At 54.2% G+C, this 17,482-nt stretch carries 20 protein-coding genes; 8 read left to right on the top strand and 12 right to left on the bottom strand.

The window, feature by feature from the left end; translation table 11 throughout:
* Positions 1-415: 415 nt before the first annotated feature.
* The 6 genes from H8K04_20645 (at position 416) to H8K04_20620 (ending at position 6,133) form a co-directional block, all read left to right on the top strand.
* Positions 416-1,201, top strand: coding sequence for a hypothetical protein (locus H8K04_20645; protein ID UVT18089.1), 786 nt, complete (start codon positions 416-418; stop codon positions 1,199-1,201).
* Positions 1,202-1,506: 305 nt separating this feature from the next.
* Positions 1,507-2,385 (top strand): DUF1353 domain-containing protein, encoded by an 879-nt coding sequence (locus H8K04_20640; protein UVT18088.1) that lies wholly within the window; start codon positions 1,507-1,509, stop codon positions 2,383-2,385.
* Positions 2,386-2,969: 584 nt separating this feature from the next.
* A complete protein-coding gene (locus H8K04_20635; protein UVT18087.1) occupies positions 2,970-3,218 on the top strand; it encodes a hypothetical protein in 249 nt (82 codons plus the stop codon).
* A gap of 315 nt (positions 3,219-3,533) precedes the next feature.
* Positions 3,534-3,977 carry a hypothetical protein gene (locus H8K04_20630; GenBank protein ID UVT18086.1) on the top strand — a complete coding sequence of 148 codons (444 nt, stop codon included), beginning with the start codon at positions 3,534-3,536 and terminating at the stop codon, positions 3,975-3,977.
* A 109-nt stretch (positions 3,978-4,086) separates the two neighbouring features.
* The gene (locus tag H8K04_20625; protein UVT18085.1) at positions 4,087-4,533 is read left to right on the top strand and encodes a hypothetical protein; all 447 of its coding nucleotides are present in this window, start codon (positions 4,087-4,089) and stop codon (positions 4,531-4,533) included.
* 136 nt (positions 4,534-4,669) lie between these two features.
* A complete protein-coding gene (locus H8K04_20620) occupies positions 4,670-6,133 on the top strand; it encodes a hypothetical protein (protein UVT18084.1) in 1,464 nt (487 codons plus the stop codon).
* Between the two features lie 170 nt (positions 6,134-6,303).
* Here the strand turns inward: H8K04_20620 and H8K04_20615 are convergent, their stop codons facing one another.
* From H8K04_20615 to H8K04_20570, 10 genes are all read right to left on the bottom strand, one after another.
* Positions 6,304-6,666, bottom strand: a complete 363-nt coding sequence (locus H8K04_20615; protein ID UVT18083.1) for a single-stranded DNA-binding protein — start codon at positions 6,664-6,666, stop codon at positions 6,304-6,306.
* 136 nt (positions 6,667-6,802) lie between these two features.
* Positions 6,803-8,416 carry a hypothetical protein gene (locus H8K04_20610; protein ID UVT18082.1) on the bottom strand — a complete coding sequence of 538 codons (1,614 nt, stop codon included), beginning with the start codon at positions 8,414-8,416 and terminating at the stop codon, positions 6,803-6,805.
* Between the two features lie 52 nt (positions 8,417-8,468).
* The gene (locus H8K04_20605; protein UVT18081.1) at positions 8,469-8,831 is read right to left on the bottom strand and encodes a hypothetical protein; all 363 of its coding nucleotides are present in this window, start codon (positions 8,829-8,831) and stop codon (positions 8,469-8,471) included.
* Between the two features lie 275 nt (positions 8,832-9,106).
* The gene (locus tag H8K04_20600; protein ID UVT18080.1) at positions 9,107-9,937 is read right to left on the bottom strand and encodes a hypothetical protein; all 831 of its coding nucleotides are present in this window, start codon (positions 9,935-9,937) and stop codon (positions 9,107-9,109) included.
* A gap of 696 nt (positions 9,938-10,633) precedes the next feature.
* On the bottom strand, positions 10,634-11,020 hold the full coding sequence (gene ssb, locus H8K04_20595) for a single-stranded DNA-binding protein (GenBank protein UVT18079.1): 387 nt from the start codon (positions 11,018-11,020) through the stop codon (positions 10,634-10,636).
* Positions 11,021-11,134: 114 nt separating this feature from the next.
* Positions 11,135-11,416, bottom strand: a complete 282-nt coding sequence (locus H8K04_20590) for a hypothetical protein (GenBank protein ID UVT18078.1) — start codon at positions 11,414-11,416, stop codon at positions 11,135-11,137.
* A gap of 4 nt (positions 11,417-11,420) precedes the next feature.
* A complete protein-coding gene (locus H8K04_20585) occupies positions 11,421-11,726 on the bottom strand; it encodes a hypothetical protein (GenBank protein UVT18077.1) in 306 nt (101 codons plus the stop codon).
* Between the two features lie 251 nt (positions 11,727-11,977).
* On the bottom strand, positions 11,978-12,166 hold the full coding sequence (locus H8K04_20580) for a DUF2997 domain-containing protein (GenBank protein ID UVT18076.1): 189 nt from the start codon (positions 12,164-12,166) through the stop codon (positions 11,978-11,980).
* A gap of 2 nt (positions 12,167-12,168) precedes the next feature.
* Positions 12,169-12,624 (bottom strand): hypothetical protein, encoded by a 456-nt coding sequence (locus H8K04_20575; protein UVT18075.1) that lies wholly within the window; start codon positions 12,622-12,624, stop codon positions 12,169-12,171.
* Between the two features lie 25 nt (positions 12,625-12,649).
* Positions 12,650-13,174, bottom strand: a complete 525-nt coding sequence (locus tag H8K04_20570; protein ID UVT18074.1) for a hypothetical protein — start codon at positions 13,172-13,174, stop codon at positions 12,650-12,652.
* Between the two features lie 909 nt (positions 13,175-14,083).
* Here H8K04_20570 and H8K04_20565 point away from each other — a divergent pair.
* On the top strand, positions 14,084-14,692 hold the full coding sequence (locus tag H8K04_20565; GenBank protein UVT18073.1) for a type IV toxin-antitoxin system AbiEi family antitoxin domain-containing protein: 609 nt from the start codon (positions 14,084-14,086) through the stop codon (positions 14,690-14,692).
* Positions 14,692-15,606: a nucleotidyl transferase AbiEii/AbiGii toxin family protein gene (locus H8K04_20560; GenBank protein UVT18072.1), complete on the top strand. Its 915-nt coding sequence runs from the start codon at positions 14,692-14,694 to the stop codon at positions 15,604-15,606. Before H8K04_20565 ends, H8K04_20560 begins: the two co-directional genes overlap by 1 nt.
* A gap of 743 nt (positions 15,607-16,349) precedes the next feature.
* On the opposite strand, the gene H8K04_20555 is transcribed toward H8K04_20560, so the two are convergent.
* Together H8K04_20555 and H8K04_20550 are read right to left on the bottom strand one after the other, a co-directional pair.
* Positions 16,350-16,637, bottom strand: a complete 288-nt coding sequence (locus H8K04_20555; protein ID UVT18071.1) for an HU family DNA-binding protein — start codon at positions 16,635-16,637, stop codon at positions 16,350-16,352.
* Between the two features lie 112 nt (positions 16,638-16,749).
* Entirely contained in the window at positions 16,750-17,469 is a 720-nt protein-coding gene (locus H8K04_20550) for a hypothetical protein (GenBank protein UVT18070.1), read from the bottom strand.
* Between the last annotated feature and the right edge of the window lie 13 nt (positions 17,470-17,482).

Raw genomic sequence — 17,482 nt, 5'->3', positions numbered from 1 at the left:
AACCGAAAGATCGCCTCAAGCCTCCTGCAACCTCTTCAAAATCACCTACTCCATGCCTCTACTGTCATCTCGGACACAGGCCCGAAACCCCTTCAGCCACACCGCTCATCGACCCAAAGCCGAAGTTCACGACCGACGGCTATCAGAGGGGAGATCTTACGCCGATCCGCACATGAACTAGTGATAAATGGTTGCACCGTCGCAACTCATTGAACAAGAGTCGATTATGGTGTATTGTTCGTGAACCATAGTAGCGTCTTATGCGGATAGAAATGGTCGGGGCCAGCTCTTGCGCGGATCCGTCTAAACATTGTTAGGCATCAGATACATAGGCCTCATCGGACGAAATGGCGCAGTCCTATCGCATTGGTAGGACGCTTGGGTTCATCAGAAGTTTCACTTGCGGAGAAGCGGAATGAATCCATTGACCCATGTCCAAAAAAGCTACCAGCGGCTTCGGAGAATGGCTGGATACACCCTGATTGCCCTGCCTCTGGCAATCATTCTGCTAGCTTTCTTTAAATACCAAGAAATACAGCCGACCTTGAGTCATTACTACTTCTTTGAGGAGCATCCTGGACTTATCCGTACGATGTTTACGGGGTTCCTAATCCTCGTCGGCGGTGTAATGATTGCCTATAGAGGGTTTGACAACAGAGACAACTGGATACACAACCTCGCGGGCTTCTTCGCCCTTTGCGTAGCTGCGTTTCCGAAACTACACGACGCAGCCGACCGCTATTACACAACGGGACTGCTTTCTGGACTTCATGGTCCTTCGGCAGCATTGCTCTTCTGTCTGGCCGCGTACGCGGTTTGGTACTGCGGCGGCAACAGTTTCAAGAGTCGGCTGAATAGCTCGGAGTTGCGCATATTAGAAGTATCGAAGTGGACCTCCCTTGGGACAATGCTATCGGGCATCGGCATCTATATTGCCTTCCTCGTATTCGGGAAAATATTTTCCCTGCCGAACGTGGGCATTATTACGGTTGAACTGCTTGGATTCTTTGGTTTCGCGTCTCACTGGCTAGTGATGACTCGCGTCATTTCGACGGCAAACACTAGAAAGGCCACGTCAAGAGTTACACATCAGGATCACAGTGCGCTGCTGCAGGGTGATGTTCACACACGAATTGTGCCCACGATACCGGGGCTACAGGTGCCTGCTGTTACACCGCCGGAAGAGGACTTCATACTGTGAGAGCCCTTCTTGCACCGCCAACTGATGCCTAACCAGCGCATCGAGGGGACTACGCCCCTCAGCGCAACGTTAACGCGACAGAGCTGAGGACCGTTTTACAGCGAGACGATCTCGGCGCTGAACTTCCGCACTTGGCCGATGACAGTCCGCGCCCCAAACCGGTCGATCACCGAATTGAAAAGCGGCCATTTGCACCACCGTCGATTGTGGGATATTGTTCGCGATCGTTGGAGGTGTGTTGCGCGGATAGAAAATGGCAGATCCGGCTCTTATGCGGATAGGCCTAAACATTGTTAGGCCACGCTATGACAATCGAGACTCTATTAGGTCTTCTGAACGATCGCTTTACAGGCTTTCACACCTTATGGTCGTTCTACATTTCAGTATCTGGTGCTCTATTGGCGTATGTCGCCTCCACCTTCACCACGGCAGCGGCGAGCGGCGTTCGTATCATTCTGATCGTCGCATTCGCCATGTTCGCGGCAGTAAACGCGAACGCTCTACTTGACGTCCGAGACCAACGAGAGAATCTGGCGTCACTGGCAAACATAAGGGTTGCTTCTGACTTAGGAGCCGGGCTTATCAAGGAGCCCGAAGCGGTAGTGCTTCGGCAATTCATATCGAAGGGAGAGCCTCACTCCTTTGTCCGTGTGCTGACGTTCCATGTCGTTTCCGATTTACTTGTCATATTGGTTGTCTGGTACGTCCCTGGGGCACTCGCCCGAACGAAACGCGCACTCGCACTGAGTCAAACTCCAGTTGTTCCGCGTAATCGGCGTTATCTTGACCCAGCCCTCATATCCCGTGACGAGCCTGGGAACGTGTGGATTCTCGGCAAGAATTTTCCGATTACGACATCAATGGGTACCCTGATCATTCCCGAAGGGTTCAGGTTCGACCTCGCCTCCATACCCCGCGCATTTTGGTGGTTGCTCGCTCCGTTTGAACTCTCAGTGGCCGCACCATTAGTACACGACTATCTGTATTCCCATGCTGGCAAGCCAAGCGTTCCTGTTTCCCTATCAAACGAGAGCCTTCCTCCCCCGATTAGAAAGTCGCTATCCCGTGCCGACGTTGACCTTCTCTTTCTGGAAATTATGAAGGATGAGGGTGTTTCGTTCTGGCGCAGGTATCCAGCCTATGCGGCTGTTCGAGTATTTGGTGAACTCTCATGGGCTTCGTAATACTTGCGTGGCCTATCAACGAGATCAACTCGGATGTACAAAGGGGCCGCTTTACAGCGGTGCGATCTCGGCGACGAACTTCCGCACTTGGCCGGAACTTGCCTGTCGATATACGTGCGCTCTTACATCGTCTGTCAGATCAAACCTAAGCTTTTGCAGATGAGGAGCTTGCGCTTGTGTGGTGGACCGGCTATCATGCCGTTAGTCATTCATTTCTGGTAGGCTGTTTACTCGCCGAATTCTCCTTTTCTCATTCATCTCTGCTGAATGGTTTCGTCTGTCTGCGGATGTCTCTCCTCTTCTTGAGTTCCAACCATTCTGATGCGTTCACGATGACCTGAATCGAGCGAACGTCCTTCCAGCGTTATACCCTTCTATTCTTTTCATTCCCCGTTGTTGTGTTCTCTACATGTTTGCGTGCTGGTTTCTGACGAATCGTTGTGATTCGTGGAAATCGTTGCGTGCGCCTCGTTGCTCGGTGCTCTAGAACATTTGGCCGATTCATTCGAATCGGAGTGGGTGAGGTGTATTCATTTCATGAAGCTGTCGAACCGTATGGTTCCGATGGCAGAGGGAGGTGTGTGATGGAGCAAGTTAAAATATCAGTCAAACCAGTGCGAGAAGTGGTGCTGGTCGAATTGTATGCTGGAAACGTCTCTGCGCGTGCGTTTCAATTGGTCTATGACGATGTCTTTGCTCGTCTGGATCAATTGATTGATGCGGGGATGGCGTGTTGGATTAAATCACGGGCGGATCATTTCGTGGTTAAGACGCAGCGCGATGTGTCCTCGATCGAACTGGCTGCCGAGATAAAGAAGCAATTGCGGCTGTGATTCGATCAGCTTGTTTGGTTTGTGTCGGTGTGAACCGATGCTGACGTTTCAAGTTGGCCAACATCGCTGAGAGTTTCTTCGCCGGATCTCCAATCATCAAATACCTATCTGTTCCGACAAACGTTGCGTTCGTCGTCCAGAAGCCTTTGCGACTGTCGATGAACCGATTGAGTTGTCGCTGCACCTTCAATAAAGGCCGATTCACCATGTCGACTCTCGGGTTGTTGCCACTACTCTAGCACAGCCTTCGGAGTTGGACTAGTGCGGTCCTATCCAACTCGTTTTCTCACTTAATTTATAACAAGGAGTGTCGTTATGAAGACGTCTATCGTCGAACGGGCCGTGGTCTATGCTGTGATAGATGGAACGGTGCATTCGGATCGGGATGGATTGATTCAAGCGATCTGTCCTGATCGAACTGTCGCTGACCATTATCTCAGTGATCAGATGATTCTGCAGGAGATGAATGGTGCACGGTGTTGGCGAGTAGTGGAGATCCCCATTGCGTCGCTGATTGCTGTGCCGGTCGATCTGCAGGTGCTCTACGTCGTCTATGAATCGGATGATGATGGAGTCCGGCCTGTCTATCTCACCCATCGTGAGCGATTGGCGCAGATGAAGTTCCGTGAATTGGACGTCGATGCGCAAATCCGCTTACTCAACCATGAATTAACTGGTCAGATCGGATCTCGCACCCGCTTTTGGTGGGAATGCTGTCCGGTCGTCTATCGAAAGGAATGTTATGAACACCACATTTGAGGCGCAATTACGATCACAGTCGACGTTTATCATGGCCCTGTTGGATTCAAGACATCCATGTGATCGGTTACACCGAGGACATGTGCCATGTCTTGAGGAAATCCGTCGTGTGTCTCTAAATGGAGAACGACTAGGGCTGGAACTATATGGTCTGGCCGAGTCGGTGATCTGTTCCGATGGTGATCGACAGGTGTCTGTGCGTACATTATTGGATGAGCTTGAGGCACAACTTCCGATCGACTCGAATGTGTCGTCGGAACAGTTGGAGCACGATTATGCTGATGCAGTCGTCTCATTGGCTTGTAAGCTTGGTCCAATCAGTGGCGAGGCGTTACTGTTCTGCGCGCGAATTGAAGCGAGTCGTGTCGCGTCTGAACGTTATGACGAGGATAACGATACGCTGATACTCGAAGCTGAATGGGCCGCGTTGTCCAAGGAAGAGCAATACTGCCATTGGCTACGCTTCCATGATCTCTGCGCTGTCGGGCTTGGTGATGAACATCGCTTCTATTCGCTCCTCATGACTCGCACATTGGCGAATTATGAGGGGGAGTAGCGTTGTGTTTCTGGCCCATCTTCCTGTGTCTCCATCCTGACTGCTCTCGCAGTCGGTGTACTTCTCGGTAGTTCATTTCTATTCACCTATTTCATAACTGGCACCCAGTTGAGGTGTCCAAGAAAGGATGTGTCTTATGACTACGTCAATCCATACGCATTACTCCACGCAGAATCATTCCAACCTGCGCGATCTTCGGATTGCGTTGGCTCCTGCTCGGCTGTCTCGGACCAATCGGTTGCCGTTGGAGCGAGGTTTGACTGCCTTGAAACCAATCGACCGATTGGATGACGGTCAATTAGAGCAGGTTATCCATCTCCTGGAATCTGGGCGCTTTCGTATTTCGCCGGCGAACTGGCTGCGATTACGTGAGCGTGCGTATCAGATGGCGTTACAGGAATTTGGCAATCGCCAATTGCGTAACGAACGGACTTATGAAGAGAATCGCTACGACCTTGACAATCTCCCCGACTCGCCGAATCTGTCTTGGAGCTCTCCAATGGTTCGGGGATATGTGGTGGGATTGGAAGATGGTCGATTAGCACGACGGATTGATCATGCACGCGCCATTCCATTCTGTGGGCTACAGGTTCCTGTCCGCCTGTCAGAGATGGAGCGTGCGCAGGATGCCGTGAGTCGCGTGCGATGGATTACAGGACCGGTGCAGTGTTCGCGGTGTGATGGCTATCATCTGCCGGCGAAAACTGACGTTGGTTCATCCGTGGCACCAGATCTCTCCCGTGCGAACAGTGACTCTGAGATTCACTGTCCGCATTGTCAGGGGAGTTCACTCAGCTTTGAACGCGATGGGTTACTGCTGACTGCCCATTGTTTATGTGGGTGGGAACGCGTGACCACGTTGTTGGGGCTGGATCCGGACATGATTGAGAAGAATACACAGAGTCTCTTGGCTGCGCCGATCCGTGATGTAGTGGATGAAGACGAGAGTCTTCTGCCGATGTCATGGGATGGCGTGGTTGAGACTGAGGCTGTGCATGAAGGGTCAGAAGAGGAATTGGTCGAGAGTGAGACAGGTGATTTGGTGGAGACTTTGGTGGGAATGAGCGAAGGCGCTGAATCATTGTCTGACTCAGAATCCATGTCTTCTACGCCTGAGCTGGACGATCCGGAGATCGATCTGGAGGCGTTGCTGACTCGAGAAATGGTGCAGTTCTGGTCGTCCTATGAGCATCGTGATTTGCGTCGGTTGCTCTTGGATTGCACAATGCGTGGAGAATTGGTGCCGTCGACCATGCCGGATGAGACGTCTGCCGTGTCATGTGAACGTCTTGGTCTGGTATGGACGGTTGCCGCGACATTAACTCAAGGCTGTGGTCGGATGTCGACGCAACAGCAACAGGAGTTTGTGTCGTGGTTGGTGCAGAGTTCTGATGAGGAACTTCGCCAATTCTTACCAGAAGGGACCGAAGAAAGCTCCTTACCGCCCGTGTATATCAAGATCAGGTCTTGGATGCGGTCGTGTCGGGAGCGTGTCTTGAAGTTTCGTTCAGAATCCGCTGGCGTGCGTTTATTGTCGCGTCAGTTTGGAGTGAGCGAAACGGCCTTTCGGACAGCAGTGCAACTGACGGCTGTTGCGTAAGGTGACGTGAGGGTCGGAGGATGATCTGGGTTACTGATGAATGTCAGGCCCGGATCATCCCTCTGACAGTGGAAAAGGGAACCGTGTTGTTCATGAATGACGATTAGACGATGGTCGATCGTATTCGGGACACGCTGGTTCCCTTTTTTTGCCTTCATTCCCCTGAGGCATTAAGCGGCCGCTGAGAGTGCCGGCGCCGGCAGTTTCTCTGTGAGCCAATCGACGCGGTGGGCCCGGACTTCTCCCACCGGAACGGTTTTGTCACCGACCTTGCGTTTGGAGAAATGCAGGGCGCCTTCGATGGACACCATTTTCCCCTTGGTGAGGTTGGCGGCACAGGCCTCAGCCCGTTTCCCGAAGACACTGATGGGAATGAATTCCACGGGTTGATCCGTACGGCCTTTCTTCCGAATGCCGTTGACCGCAACGCTGAAATTGCGGACGGAGGCTGGCTCTTCATTGACGGTGATCGTTCGCAGATCGGGATTTCCGGTCAAACGGCCAATGAGGGTAACAGTATTCTTGTCGAGCATGATGATAACTCCTTGATGGGTGATGAGTGCATGTTGGTGTGCTGAGATGATGATGGTTGGCTTAGATCACGATGGAGCCTCCTGGGAATGAGTGAAACATGAGCCGTGGCGACCCTAGAGCCGCTTTGAACGTGGGTTACGCTGCGGGTGACACTGTGGTAGCCGGCGGGGTGGGCATGAGCCCGCGTTGGATCGCAATGGCATGCAGGCTTTCGACAGCCAGTCCATGGTCGGAGGCTTTGAAGCGACAGCCGGCCTTCTTCTCCCGGAACCGTTGAAGATCGTTAGCCAGATAGGCAATCAGCCCGGTCATGAGGCTGTCGGTCGTTTCAAAGACCGATGGATCCGGGTGATGGAGAAAGGGATGGGTGGATTCCGGGTCACCTGCCAGGATAGATAAATCCTCCGGGCCGAGACTGAGCAACCAATCGACGATTGGTTGCACGCGGGCTTTGTCTTCCGCGTGCAGGGTGAGAAAGTGATGAATGCGTTCGTCTTTGCTCTTAGGAAGATCTTGTGGAGACAGGCTGAAGTGATTCAGCCAGGGGAGGTTGCATTCCTTGAGGAGTCGACCCGCGGCGGCCCAGACGGCCATCCGGGTCGTGGGATTATCCTTTGCTTGTAACGCGCGGTCCAACAAGGTTTGTCTCATTGGGGAACGAGACATCTGAAAGAGCTGATAGGCCGGTTCGTGCAAGAGATCGCTGAGGTGCGAGATCTCTTCGGAGACGACAGCCCTGAAGGTTTCTTGGAATTCCTGGTCGCTCGCTTCATCAGTCATTCGATGCTCAGCCAGAGCAATGAGCTGCTGGACAATGATGGGATGGTTCGTGCTCGCATGCCGAGCCTCCGGGTGTTGAACGAGCTGGAGGACTTGGTGAAGTTCGTCGAGATTGAGAGGGGTTGTTTCCGGCACTTCGCTCATTGTGACCGGATCGTCGTACATGGAGGGGTCTCTGGGTTCTTCGGTGGTGAGGCCGAGGTCCTCAGGGTCCTGTCCGGGATCCTGCTCGATCTCCAGATCCTCGTGGTCATCCGGGTCTTGAGAGCCAGCGCGAGATTCCGAGCCGCTACTGTCTACAGGGAGATCCGCGGTGGGCTGACTGGAGAGGACCCAGTCGGATATCGCGGATTCGTTGGCAGACGTCTCGGTCGAGGTCAGTCCGTGGAGTGGCCGTGCATAGCGTTGGGCGCAATGCCGGCAGACGAGGGTGTCGGAGTCGTCCCAGTAACTCGCGCTTCGTAAGTCGGCCTGACATTTCGTACAGGGAATGGTGGAACTGACGGGTGTGAGTTTCAGCGATGTCGCGGAAAGGGGAGGGAGATGTTTCCCTTTGCACGAGGGGCAGAAGCGTGTATGGCCGGGTTGTCTTCGTAGTCCTTGGGCGAGTTCGAGCGACATGATTACTTGGATGCCGCATTGCGTTTGAATGCGGTTGGAATCGAGGAGTACGGCACGCCGGCCGTCCAACAAGACGACCTCTGGTTTCACCCGTTTGGACTGCTCCCATCGGCAAATGAGGATGGGAAATGCGGGTTCTTCGTGATCGTTCTCGTAGCGGGTTTCCCGTTTGTAGAACCGGTCGCGTTCTTCTTCTTGCCATTGCTCGATGAGCTTCGCATAGCGCGCCGAGAGCTTGTCGTAGACCACGTCTTCTTTGTCATGGGGTTCCAGAATGACGGTGGTCGGCATGCGAAATGGGCTGTCCTCGAGATCGATCGGCTCACGATATTGGTTGAGGCAAATCATGGGGGTAGACCTTTCCTGTGTATTCGAATGAAATGATCGCGATTCTTGGTTGTTATGCGGCTGCCCGGCCCGTGCCTGCAGCCGGCAATTCATGCAGATAAATCTGATCGAGACGGCAAAAGAGGTGGTAACTGACTTTCTCTGTTTGGGTCGCCGGATCGATCCAGGTTTTGCTTTGCAGTTCGGCGTTGTGCACCGTGACCTTGCGGCCGACAGGCAGACGTTCGGCGAATGCATGAAGTTTGGCCTGGTCTGTTGTTCCTGGGACTTTGATCTCCATAAAGAGCGGCGTTTTACTGTGCAACAGATGGACCGCGATGGAGAAGGAGAGGAGCCAGCCTTGGTTCCTGGCCGAATAAATGCCTGGTGGATGAGTAATGCGTCCGCCGAGCGTGCAGTAGTTTTCGTCTTTCATGATGTCCTCCTTGCCTGACGAAGATCATCCTGGAGGACTGACTGCGCGGAGCGCCTGGCCGAATCTCTTTGTCTGGACGGAGGTATGCAGGAAGCGCAAGGGATGGGGAACGAGGCGGGAGGGTGAGGGGAGATCAGAGGGTCTCGATTCACGCGGGGACCGTGACCATACCGTCCGCTTGTCCCCCTCCTGGCGTTGTGCTCAGGCACTGAGGATACTTCGCATCCCTGCGCCTAGCAGGGGGAATGCGCGGACTAATGATCCTAGTTGAGTCTTTAGGCTTTGACCCACAGTGGGCGTTGACGTTCTGGCTGCCTGACTGTGATGTGGCCACCGGGTTCTGGCGTGGTTGGGATCACCATTGCGGTCAGTTTGTAGTCTAAGGGGAATCGGTGTCCTTGCTTCATTCGCAGTTTGAGTTCAGTTTGGTTGGCATAGATGAGTTGGGTGATGCCGCGCCCGAGGATATTGAACAGTTCGCCTCCGGGGAGGTAGGGCAGCGGGAGAAAGTTACGGTCGATGGGGACGGACCTGGCGCCGGCTAACCAATTCAGAATGCCCGCAGGCGTGAGTAAGAGTTGGAGGTGTGCGCGGGAAAAAATGAATTCTTCTTCATGGTAAAAGGCTGCACAGAAGTGCATGACATTGTGATCTTTATAAAGGGGATGTTCATGCTCATGCGGTGTCCCGAAATCGAAGATTTCGACTCGGTCTACGCTGAGCGGAATTGTGGTGACGGAGGGAGGGTCATCCTGCTCTGGAGGTTCCGTGGTGGGGATGAGTAGTTCTTGGGTCGGTTGGGAGGGGGCAGCGATGGGGGTGGCATCGGGGGCTGGGACAGTCCCGATGTTGGTTCCTTGGATCCGAATGAGGATATCGGTCCGGATGTCCTCGGCATAGAGGGCGGCGCGGGTGGATCGTCGACTCAGGGCTTGTGCGACTTTGCGATCGCTGGCAATGTTCGGCCAATCCCGGGTGTAGAACCATTCCAATTCAGCCAGCAGATCGCGGATATGGTCGAGAGTAATTGGGGACCCCTCGGTGGGGTGGGGGCCTGTTCCGTTCTGACTGCCTGTCTCTGTGTGGTTCCCCATCTTCGTGTTCATAGATCCTCCGCAAGGAAACCCCTGACTTCAGTCAGGGGATGAGTCGGGGGTAGTTGACCTCCCAGCCGGTAGATATCGGTACAACCTATTACGTTCTGCCGAAAGGGGATGGGGAAGGGCTGATCTGTAGGTCAAATCGTTGAATGACCAGCTCTTGGCTGGCGACGTTGGCTTGGACGATAGCAACCGTCTGTTCGTCTGATGACTTTCTTGGGATGACAAATAAGACCGGAAGAAGCCAGAGTTTGGGACGCATGGGAACCACGTAGGGTAGGAGGAATGCATAAGTAGAACGGAGTCGCTCAGTGGGAGGGGAATGTGGGTGTGGATCCGGTGGCGTTGGGGTCGATGGGCCCCATGGTGTCGTCTGTGGACAGAAGGTAGTGCCCGATCACGGTCGGTTCGATTTTACTGATGGATCCAGACCATTCTAGGCGATTCGGTGTCAGGAGATTTGGTTCATCGTACTCTACATAAACACTACCGGACCATTCAAAGAATTCGCCATCATGAGGGATGGGAATCCCAAGGAGAGTCTCGATAGGGATGCTTGTGCCGGCCGCATGTAGTTTCCGAAGGTACGGCAGACAAAAGATCCCTCTGGCACCGATGGCGTAGGTGCTCCTTAATTGGATCAGCGTGAAGACAATGGTTTCGTTCTGGAAGACCTGGCTTGGCATGTCGGGTGATGCGCACTTAGGCGGGGACTTCTTCAGGTTCTTGGTCTTCCGCCGGATGTGATTCTGGCTGGTGGGTTCCTTTGGGAAGGAAGGTCACGGTTTGGGCGACGACTTCGTGTTTGCTTCGTTTCTGACCGTCTTCAGTTTCCCAGCGCCGCTGTTGGATCCGTCCTTCCACGATCACACTGTTTCCTTTTGTCAGATATTGCCCGCAATGTTCAGCTTGTTTTCCAAACACGACGATGTCGATAAAGGTGACTTCTTCTTTTAGTTCCTCTCCTTGTTTCCAGCGACGATTGATGCCAAGCCCAAACGATGCGATCGGCGTCCCAGATGGACTGAATCGTAATTCAGGGTTCCTGGTGAGATTGCCCATGAGCACGGTCTTGTTGAATCCTGCCATTGTAGTCTCCTTTCAAATTAGGTGAAACGGAATGGATGAATCGTGAGATGGCGTCGATGCCAAGAAAAGGATCTCGGAGATCGGTATGTGTCCGTGTCGAGGAGCCGCACTACGTTAATAACAAGCTTGCGGAGGAGTCGAGCGGCGCTCGCAGGTTGGACGAACGGCTGGGGGTAATGGTTCAGGATCTTGATAGTGGTAGAACGATCCGGGTTTGTAGGGGAGCACGTTCCAATTTCCCATCATCACGGCATCGCCGAGATCGCGGGTGTTACGCCATTCATCGTAGCAGGCGATGGGATCGGCTGTTTGAGCGCACACTTTTTGGATATGCCCAGGGCCTTGGGCTAAGCGTTGGACTAAGAGGAGTTGGATCAAGAGGGATCCAGGATCCATGCGATTATGATAACGAAGAATGGTCACTCCGGCAAGGGCCGATCGGGCCGATCGGGTCGCAGAAATCGAGGTCATAATGGGGCACGCTGAGTTCGCTCCGTGGAGGGGTTGACCCATTATAGCGTATGCGGCCTGGCGCGAGGACCTGGACATCAAGCGGACCTCGGACTTGTGCGCTGAATACCGCGCAGGGAATGTTCCCGAAGCGTGTCTCGTGATAGAGAAAGATTCTGGTGTGGGTTCGGTGTCCTTTGGCCCGGACTCGGTAGCGCTGGCCTGGTTGCAAGTGTTGGAGGGCTTGCGCCGTCATGAGGACCTCATTAGGTGTAAGTCGTTCTCAGCCAATTCTCGATGAGCCAGTCATGCTCGGCGGTTATCGCCTCGGATCGGGTCTGGAACGGGCCCAGGATGGGTCCTTGGGTCGGTCCAAGATCGGCCATCCATGTGTTGCTTGAGGTCGGTTCGACATGAGACGCTCGAGTGATGTGTGTGTGACCGAGGGTAAAGAGTGGTTGAAGAAGGTCATGGTAGATAAAGTGCAGGCGGCCGTCTCGGGTAATTTTAACTCTGTATGATGTCATGTTGGCTGACTGTTTCTTGATAAAATTCCGGCTTGATGGTTTGTTGTGAGGGCTGCCCAAGTGCGTCTTCTAAGCGTTTGGTGAGGGTGCTGCACGCGGCCCCTTGTCCTCCGACGACATCAACAGTCACGGCGCCGGATTTCTTGATCAGTACGCGGATCGTTGTCATTTCTAGGCTCCAATCTGTCCAAGTTCCAGTTCAATTGACCCATCTTCCAACTGTGTTTGATTCAGGACACAGTGATTCATCGCCGTCAGGTGACCGAGGGTGACTTCGAGAGCGTACGCTTGTCGGAGAAGTTCTCCGTCCTGGCCGATTCGGTCGGTGAGACCATAGCCGCCTTTCCAGAAGTCCCAATGTAGGGCATAGCCAGGGAGCCCGTCTCGTCGGGTGACGATCCCGATCTCGTATGCGTCCGGTTGGTTTGGAATTCGGATCGCATGTTCGCACTTCCCGATATCCTGGTTGGTGAAACCGGTGGGGAACGGATGGTCGCCGACCACGGTCCCGTACCAACGGTAGTTGGTTTGACCCATGACGAGTTCCAGACCAAGACGCGTGGCCGCACGGCCTAACGCGGCCAGGTCGCGGATGAGGAGATCTTTGATTTCGACTGTATGTGACATGAACTGGTTCCTTTCCTATGAGTGGTCAGGCGGTCAGAGCCGTCCAGAGGGCATCTATTGATGGGTATCGCAGATAGATTTCTGCTTTGGCAGTGTCAAATGTGGACATGGCCCAAGGTGTTCGGCTTGTGATGCAACATTCGCATTGATGGAAGAAGGTCTGAAAGGTGTTGTCGATGCGAAGCGCTCGACGTTCATTGCCGGATTCATCAAAGAGATGGAGAAGAATACTCGGTTGGGATTGGAGGACTTGTATTGCCCGAAGTCCGTCATGGTTCTGGTTACAGCCGTTCATCCAGCACTCGAACAATGTGTTCGTGGATGGTGCTCCAAGGCTAATCATGGACAGGACTACGACGGCCGAAGAGCTGTCAAATAATCCGTTGCGGACTCCGATTAAGGGCAGAGGGCCCAGTGTCTCAATGAGCGCGTGACTCGTTTTGATGAGCCATACCACTTGCGGGTGCGGAGTGGACTCTGTGTCGACCAGGTAGAGTGCAAAGGGGCCGGGGGCGTACTTGAGGAATTGCCGATAGGTGGTGCCGGTCATGTCTCCGAGTCTCCCAGGGTGTAGTTTCTCCTGATCGTTATATGGACCGAGAGAGTACTCCCCGTTTTTTCACGGGGCGTGTCCCACGTCGTTTCCGCTCTGGTGTCATGGTTTCATGGCGCGTCACATCCACGTAATGAAAGCGGCCGGCACAGTTTACACAGCGGATTGGTTTATCCTCTTGTGCGGTTAGGACGAGGAGGCCTTTGCATCGTGGGCAACGTGGCATGGACATGAATAAATCTCCTTGGGTGGGGCAACTATTGGATGTGGGAGCGGAAGATCAGCTGTCTTGAACGCGAGCTGCTGCCGCTTATGCTGGTATGGCGGCGACGGAGCTTTGGCTGGTTTGCCAGATGGAAGCATGTTTCATCTGACGCGTACGCTGTCGAACTTGAGTCACTCGAGTACGGTCATGCAGGGTCCAGAAACGGGTGAGGCGATCGAGATAGGGGTCTTTGAGCGATGTGGATGATCAAGAATGATGGTGAAGTCTGGAGAATGGGGACAGCTACTTATTGGAAGTCACCATATCTCGAATGGCGTTCGTCTCTGCCGGGTAAGCGCGTGAGAGGAGAGGTACCATCAGATGACGTGCCAGACGATGAAGACCAGGGGCGTATAACAATATGTCCCAATGGACAACTCAAAGCGGTCGGATACCTCTAGCAAGTAGCAAGCACAACCGATCTGCTGGCTGATCGGATGACGTTCAGGGTGATGGGATGAGTGGTCAGAAAGGCAGAGCTTGTTGTGAGCCTCTCTCAAGGTTGAGATGGGATTATTATTATCCAAGATAGCCAAGCTCGCGTGGTCGCTTGCTTGATGTCATGCGACTTTCGGACGGGTGATTGGGCGGATACAATTGTTTGCATTTAGCTGTAAGTGCATGCATAAGTATCCAGACATATGAAGCGCGTTGACCTGGAACGTCGAGCTGAAGCTGTTTTCCGCCGCCATCGAGGTGTGCTTCGGACCTCTCAGGCGCTGAAGCTGGGGATCCATCCACGCATTCTCTATCGCCTTCGTGACGCCGGGCGGCTTGTCTCTGTGACCCGGGGAGTGTACCGGCTGGCCGAACTGCCGGAGCCGAGCCATCCGGATCTCCTGGTCGTAGCGCGTCGAGTCCCTCAGGCGGTGATCTGTCTCATCTCGGCGCTGTCCTTCCATGATCTCACCACCCAAATTCCGCACGAAGTCCACATTGCGCTGCCTCGGCGGACCCGGTATCCACGGCTCGATCACCCTCCGCTTCGTGTGTTTCTGATGACGGGGGCCGCGTACGCTGAAGGGGTCGAAACGCATTCCATCGAGGGGGTCCCGCTTCGCGTCTATGGCCCAGAAAAGACAGTGGTGGACTGCTTTAAGTTTCGGAATAAAATCGGCATTGATGTGGCCGTCGAGGCGCTGCGACTGGCTCGTGAGCGGAAGCACGTAACGCCCCGTGGGCTGCTTCGGTATGCCCGTCTCTGCCGAGTTGAACGCGTCATGCGTCCGTATCTGGAGGCGTTGACATAATGGCCGGACCTCTGTCCAATCTTCCGGCATCGATTCATCAGCGGTTGCTCAATCAAGCCAAGGAGCAGGATCGGCCTCTTCAAGAGTTGCTCCAGTATTTTGCCATTGAACGATTCCTCTTCCGCCTCAGCCAATCGCCGCATGCCACCCGGTTTTATCTCAAGGGGGCGCTCATGCTTCGGCTCTGGGATGCGCCTCTGTCGCGCCCGACGATCGATGTCGATCTGATGGGGCGGCAGGCGCTATCCCAGGAAGAGCTGGCGCAGGTCATCAAGGACGTGTGTGTCCAAAAGGTGCTGGATGACGGATGCCTTTTCGAAGCCGCAACCGTGCGAGTCCAGCCCATTCGTCTTGAGGATCAGTACGGGGGCATCCGTGTCACGTTCATTGCCCATATCGGAAAGATGCGGCTCAACATGCAGGTGGATGTAGGATTTGGTGACGTCATCGTTCCAGGGCCAATTCCGATTGATTTCCCAGCGTTACTGGATTTTCCGTCACCCCATCTTCTGGCGTACTCTCCTGAGAGTGCGATCGCGGAGAAGTTTCAGGCGATGGTGATTCTGGATTCAGCGAATAGCCGCATGAAGGATTTTTATGACATTTGGCTGCTTGCCAACGCGCGTCCATTTGATGGCTCTGTCTTGAGCCAAGCGCTCGAGGCTACGTTCACACGGCGACAGACGACATTTCCGGATGAAATCCCCACCGCTTTGACAGATCGCTTTGTGAAGGATCCCATTAAACAACAGCAGTGGAAGGCCTTTGTCCGGAAAGGCCATCTTGTGGCGCAACAGGTGTCACTCAGTGAGGTCGTGGAACTACTTCGAGGCTTTCTCCTGCCTCCCATGCGAGCGGTTGCCAAGAGGGCGATGTTTCACCGTCATTGGCCAGCCGGCGGGCCTTGGACGTGACGTCGTGGCTCAACGTTCGGGCCACACATCAGAACAGATCATGGAGACGGTGTCGGGCGAGAAAAGAGCTTCATACATCATGCAAGTGGAACGATGTAAAAGGGAGCCATTTGCAGGATTTCCAATCAGCAGTAGCTGTTTGTTGTGGTGATCGAGGGTGTGAGCAGCAGGGGCTCTGGCAGCAAGATGAAGGCGGTCGAGCATGAGGATCTTCCCCCAATCTTCGGTCTGCCTGTCAGAAAACCATCCCGACCTCTTTGCGACCCCCCTGGTCAACAGGCCGCACGGAGGTTGGCCTCTACAGAGAGACTATTGACGTCCTGCGTCGTGGAGAGGGGGCTAAAGAGTGGCCGGATTCGCTCGGAATCGGCGGCCGGATTCAGCGGAATATGCAGGTGACTTCCAGCCGGACGGTCGTGAGAGTACGTAGGCAAGTGTTTCAGTGGATGCTTGCGTGGCCGTTTAGAAGCATAGTTTAGTCGGATCGACAAAACTATGCTTCAGCGTTCAGCATGCTTGAGTGAAACGGATGGGGAATAGACTGTGCTTTGGATTGACATCCGCCACGGTCTGAAGGCCGGGGTCTCCGTGCCGGGGGAAAAGGGGTGGAACCACTCGGTTTGTGACCGTGGGAAGGTTGCAGAGAATCCTGTCTTGAGCCATTGTTTTGCCGGCTACACGAACTTCCGACAAGCGATGATTCAGCGGGTAGGTTCTCTTATGGAGAGTATGCTTGTTGAGGATTATTTACTGCCGAGGATGGCGTTCTTGGCTGCCTTGGCGATACGGAACTTGACCACCCGCTTGGCCGGAATCTTGATTTCTTCACCGGTTTGAGGATTGCGTCCGATTCTGGCCTTCCGGTTACGGAGAACAAGCTTTCCTAGTCCGTTAATCGGAAAACCATTTTTGGCTTCTCGATAGGCAAGCCCGGCGTAGTCAGCAAGGAATTGGATGACGGCTTTTTTCGTCAAGCCTGACTTTTGTGCAAGATGATCGGCGATTTGGGATTTGGTTAAGGATTTTGCCATCGATAGACTCCTCGTGCGTTGTGTGTCGTACTTGTATAGGGATGCGGTGGTGGTGTCAAGATCGTAACAAATCGAGCAGGTGTATTCAGGAGAATGCTCTGCGGGTATGGAGCTATTCCATCTGTGACCCATGGGAAGGGACATCTTCTCCGTACCGTTGCCGTGAGATCCATTCATCGATCAACGCTCGTCGCTGTGCCTCATAGTGAGGGACACGGTGCCCAAGGATACGGATATCGTGCTGGGCATCAACGGTGCGTTTGGCGTGGGCGGCGAGCCATTGCCGTTGGCCTGGAGTCAGCTGCGAGAGAAATTCCTGCCGTACGAGCTCCTGGCGTTGCTCATGAATCTGCTGTAACAGGATCAAGTGGGCTTCGATCGTCTGGAAGGAGGGCATCGTGTCTTGGGGCATTGGCCCTGGATGGGGTGCCCGGCTACTTCCGGACCCCGCCGGCGTGACTTGCAGATGCGTGATGAGTGCCTCTGTTGTGGCGTGGTCAAACGTCAGGCGATAGATCGTGCCGGCAAAGGTCTGGGAGACGACGCTGATCAGCCCGCTCCGGAACAAGCCCTGCAAGCCATTGCGCCGGATGTGGTCGATTGAAACGCCGGTTCCGTGATGAATGTGGGCATAGCTTAACGGGGTGGTGTGCTCAGGGGTGTGCGGATGCCGGTGGGCCGTCAGGAAGGCGAGGAGTTGGACCTGTTTTGGATGGAGTGGCCGGGCTGCCGTGAGGGCTTGGACAAAGGCCGGGGTGATGGCGGTGCCAGGGGACCCCGGCGTGTCGGATGTGGAAGAACGACTGAGATCCGAGATCGGAGGAGCTTGCATCTCGCCTCGGTGG

It is taken from the genome of Nitrospira sp. (genome assembly GCA_024760525.1).
Taxonomy (GTDB): Bacteria; Nitrospirota; Nitrospiria; order Nitrospirales; family Nitrospiraceae; genus Nitrospira_D.
Note: the sequence above shows the minus strand (reverse complement) of the source record. Positions and strands in the feature narration are given on the sequence as shown.

Bases quoted from the DNA above. Each gene is read 5' to 3' on its own strand.
- H8K04_20610 (UVT18082.1), bottom strand. From the start codon at position 8,416: ATGATTTGCCTCAACCAATATCGTGAGCCGATCGATCTCGAGGACAGC.
- H8K04_20565 (UVT18073.1), top strand. From the start codon at position 14,084: ATGAAGCGCGTTGACCTGGAACGTCGAGCTGAAGCTGTTTTCCGCCGC.
- H8K04_20570 (UVT18074.1), bottom strand. From the start codon at position 13,174: ATGACCGGCACCACCTATCGGCAATTCCTCAAGTACGCCCCCGGCCCC.
- H8K04_20635 (UVT18087.1), top strand. From the start codon at position 2,970: ATGGAGCAAGTTAAAATATCAGTCAAACCAGTGCGAGAAGTGGTGCTG.
- H8K04_20600 (UVT18080.1), bottom strand. From the start codon at position 9,937: ATGAACACGAAGATGGGGAACCACACAGAGACAGGCAGTCAGAACGGA.
- H8K04_20630 (UVT18086.1), top strand. From the start codon at position 3,534: ATGAAGACGTCTATCGTCGAACGGGCCGTGGTCTATGCTGTGATAGAT.
- H8K04_20590 (UVT18078.1), bottom strand. From the start codon at position 11,416: ATGGATCCTGGATCCCTCTTGATCCAACTCCTCTTAGTCCAACGCTTA.
- H8K04_20615 (UVT18083.1), bottom strand. From the start codon at position 6,666: ATGCTCGACAAGAATACTGTTACCCTCATTGGCCGTTTGACCGGAAAT.
- H8K04_20575 (UVT18075.1), bottom strand. From the start codon at position 12,624: ATGTCACATACAGTCGAAATCAAAGATCTCCTCATCCGCGACCTGGCC.
- H8K04_20640 (UVT18088.1), top strand. From the start codon at position 1,507: ATGACAATCGAGACTCTATTAGGTCTTCTGAACGATCGCTTTACAGGC.
- H8K04_20550 (UVT18070.1), bottom strand. From the start codon at position 17,469: ATGCAAGCTCCTCCGATCTCGGATCTCAGTCGTTCTTCCACATCCGAC.
- H8K04_20555 (UVT18071.1), bottom strand. From the start codon at position 16,637: ATGGCAAAATCCTTAACCAAATCCCAAATCGCCGATCATCTTGCACAA.
- H8K04_20585 (UVT18077.1), bottom strand. From the start codon at position 11,726: ATGACGGCGCAAGCCCTCCAACACTTGCAACCAGGCCAGCGCTACCGA.
- H8K04_20605 (UVT18081.1), bottom strand. From the start codon at position 8,831: ATGAAAGACGAAAACTACTGCACGCTCGGCGGACGCATTACTCATCCA.
- H8K04_20560 (UVT18072.1), top strand. From the start codon at position 14,692: ATGGCCGGACCTCTGTCCAATCTTCCGGCATCGATTCATCAGCGGTTG.
- H8K04_20620 (UVT18084.1), top strand. From the start codon at position 4,670: ATGACTACGTCAATCCATACGCATTACTCCACGCAGAATCATTCCAAC.
- H8K04_20580 (UVT18076.1), bottom strand. From the start codon at position 12,166: ATGACAACGATCCGCGTACTGATCAAGAAATCCGGCGCCGTGACTGTT.
- ssb (UVT18079.1), bottom strand. From the start codon at position 11,020: ATGGCAGGATTCAACAAGACCGTGCTCATGGGCAATCTCACCAGGAAC.
- H8K04_20645 (UVT18089.1), top strand. From the start codon at position 416: ATGAATCCATTGACCCATGTCCAAAAAAGCTACCAGCGGCTTCGGAGA.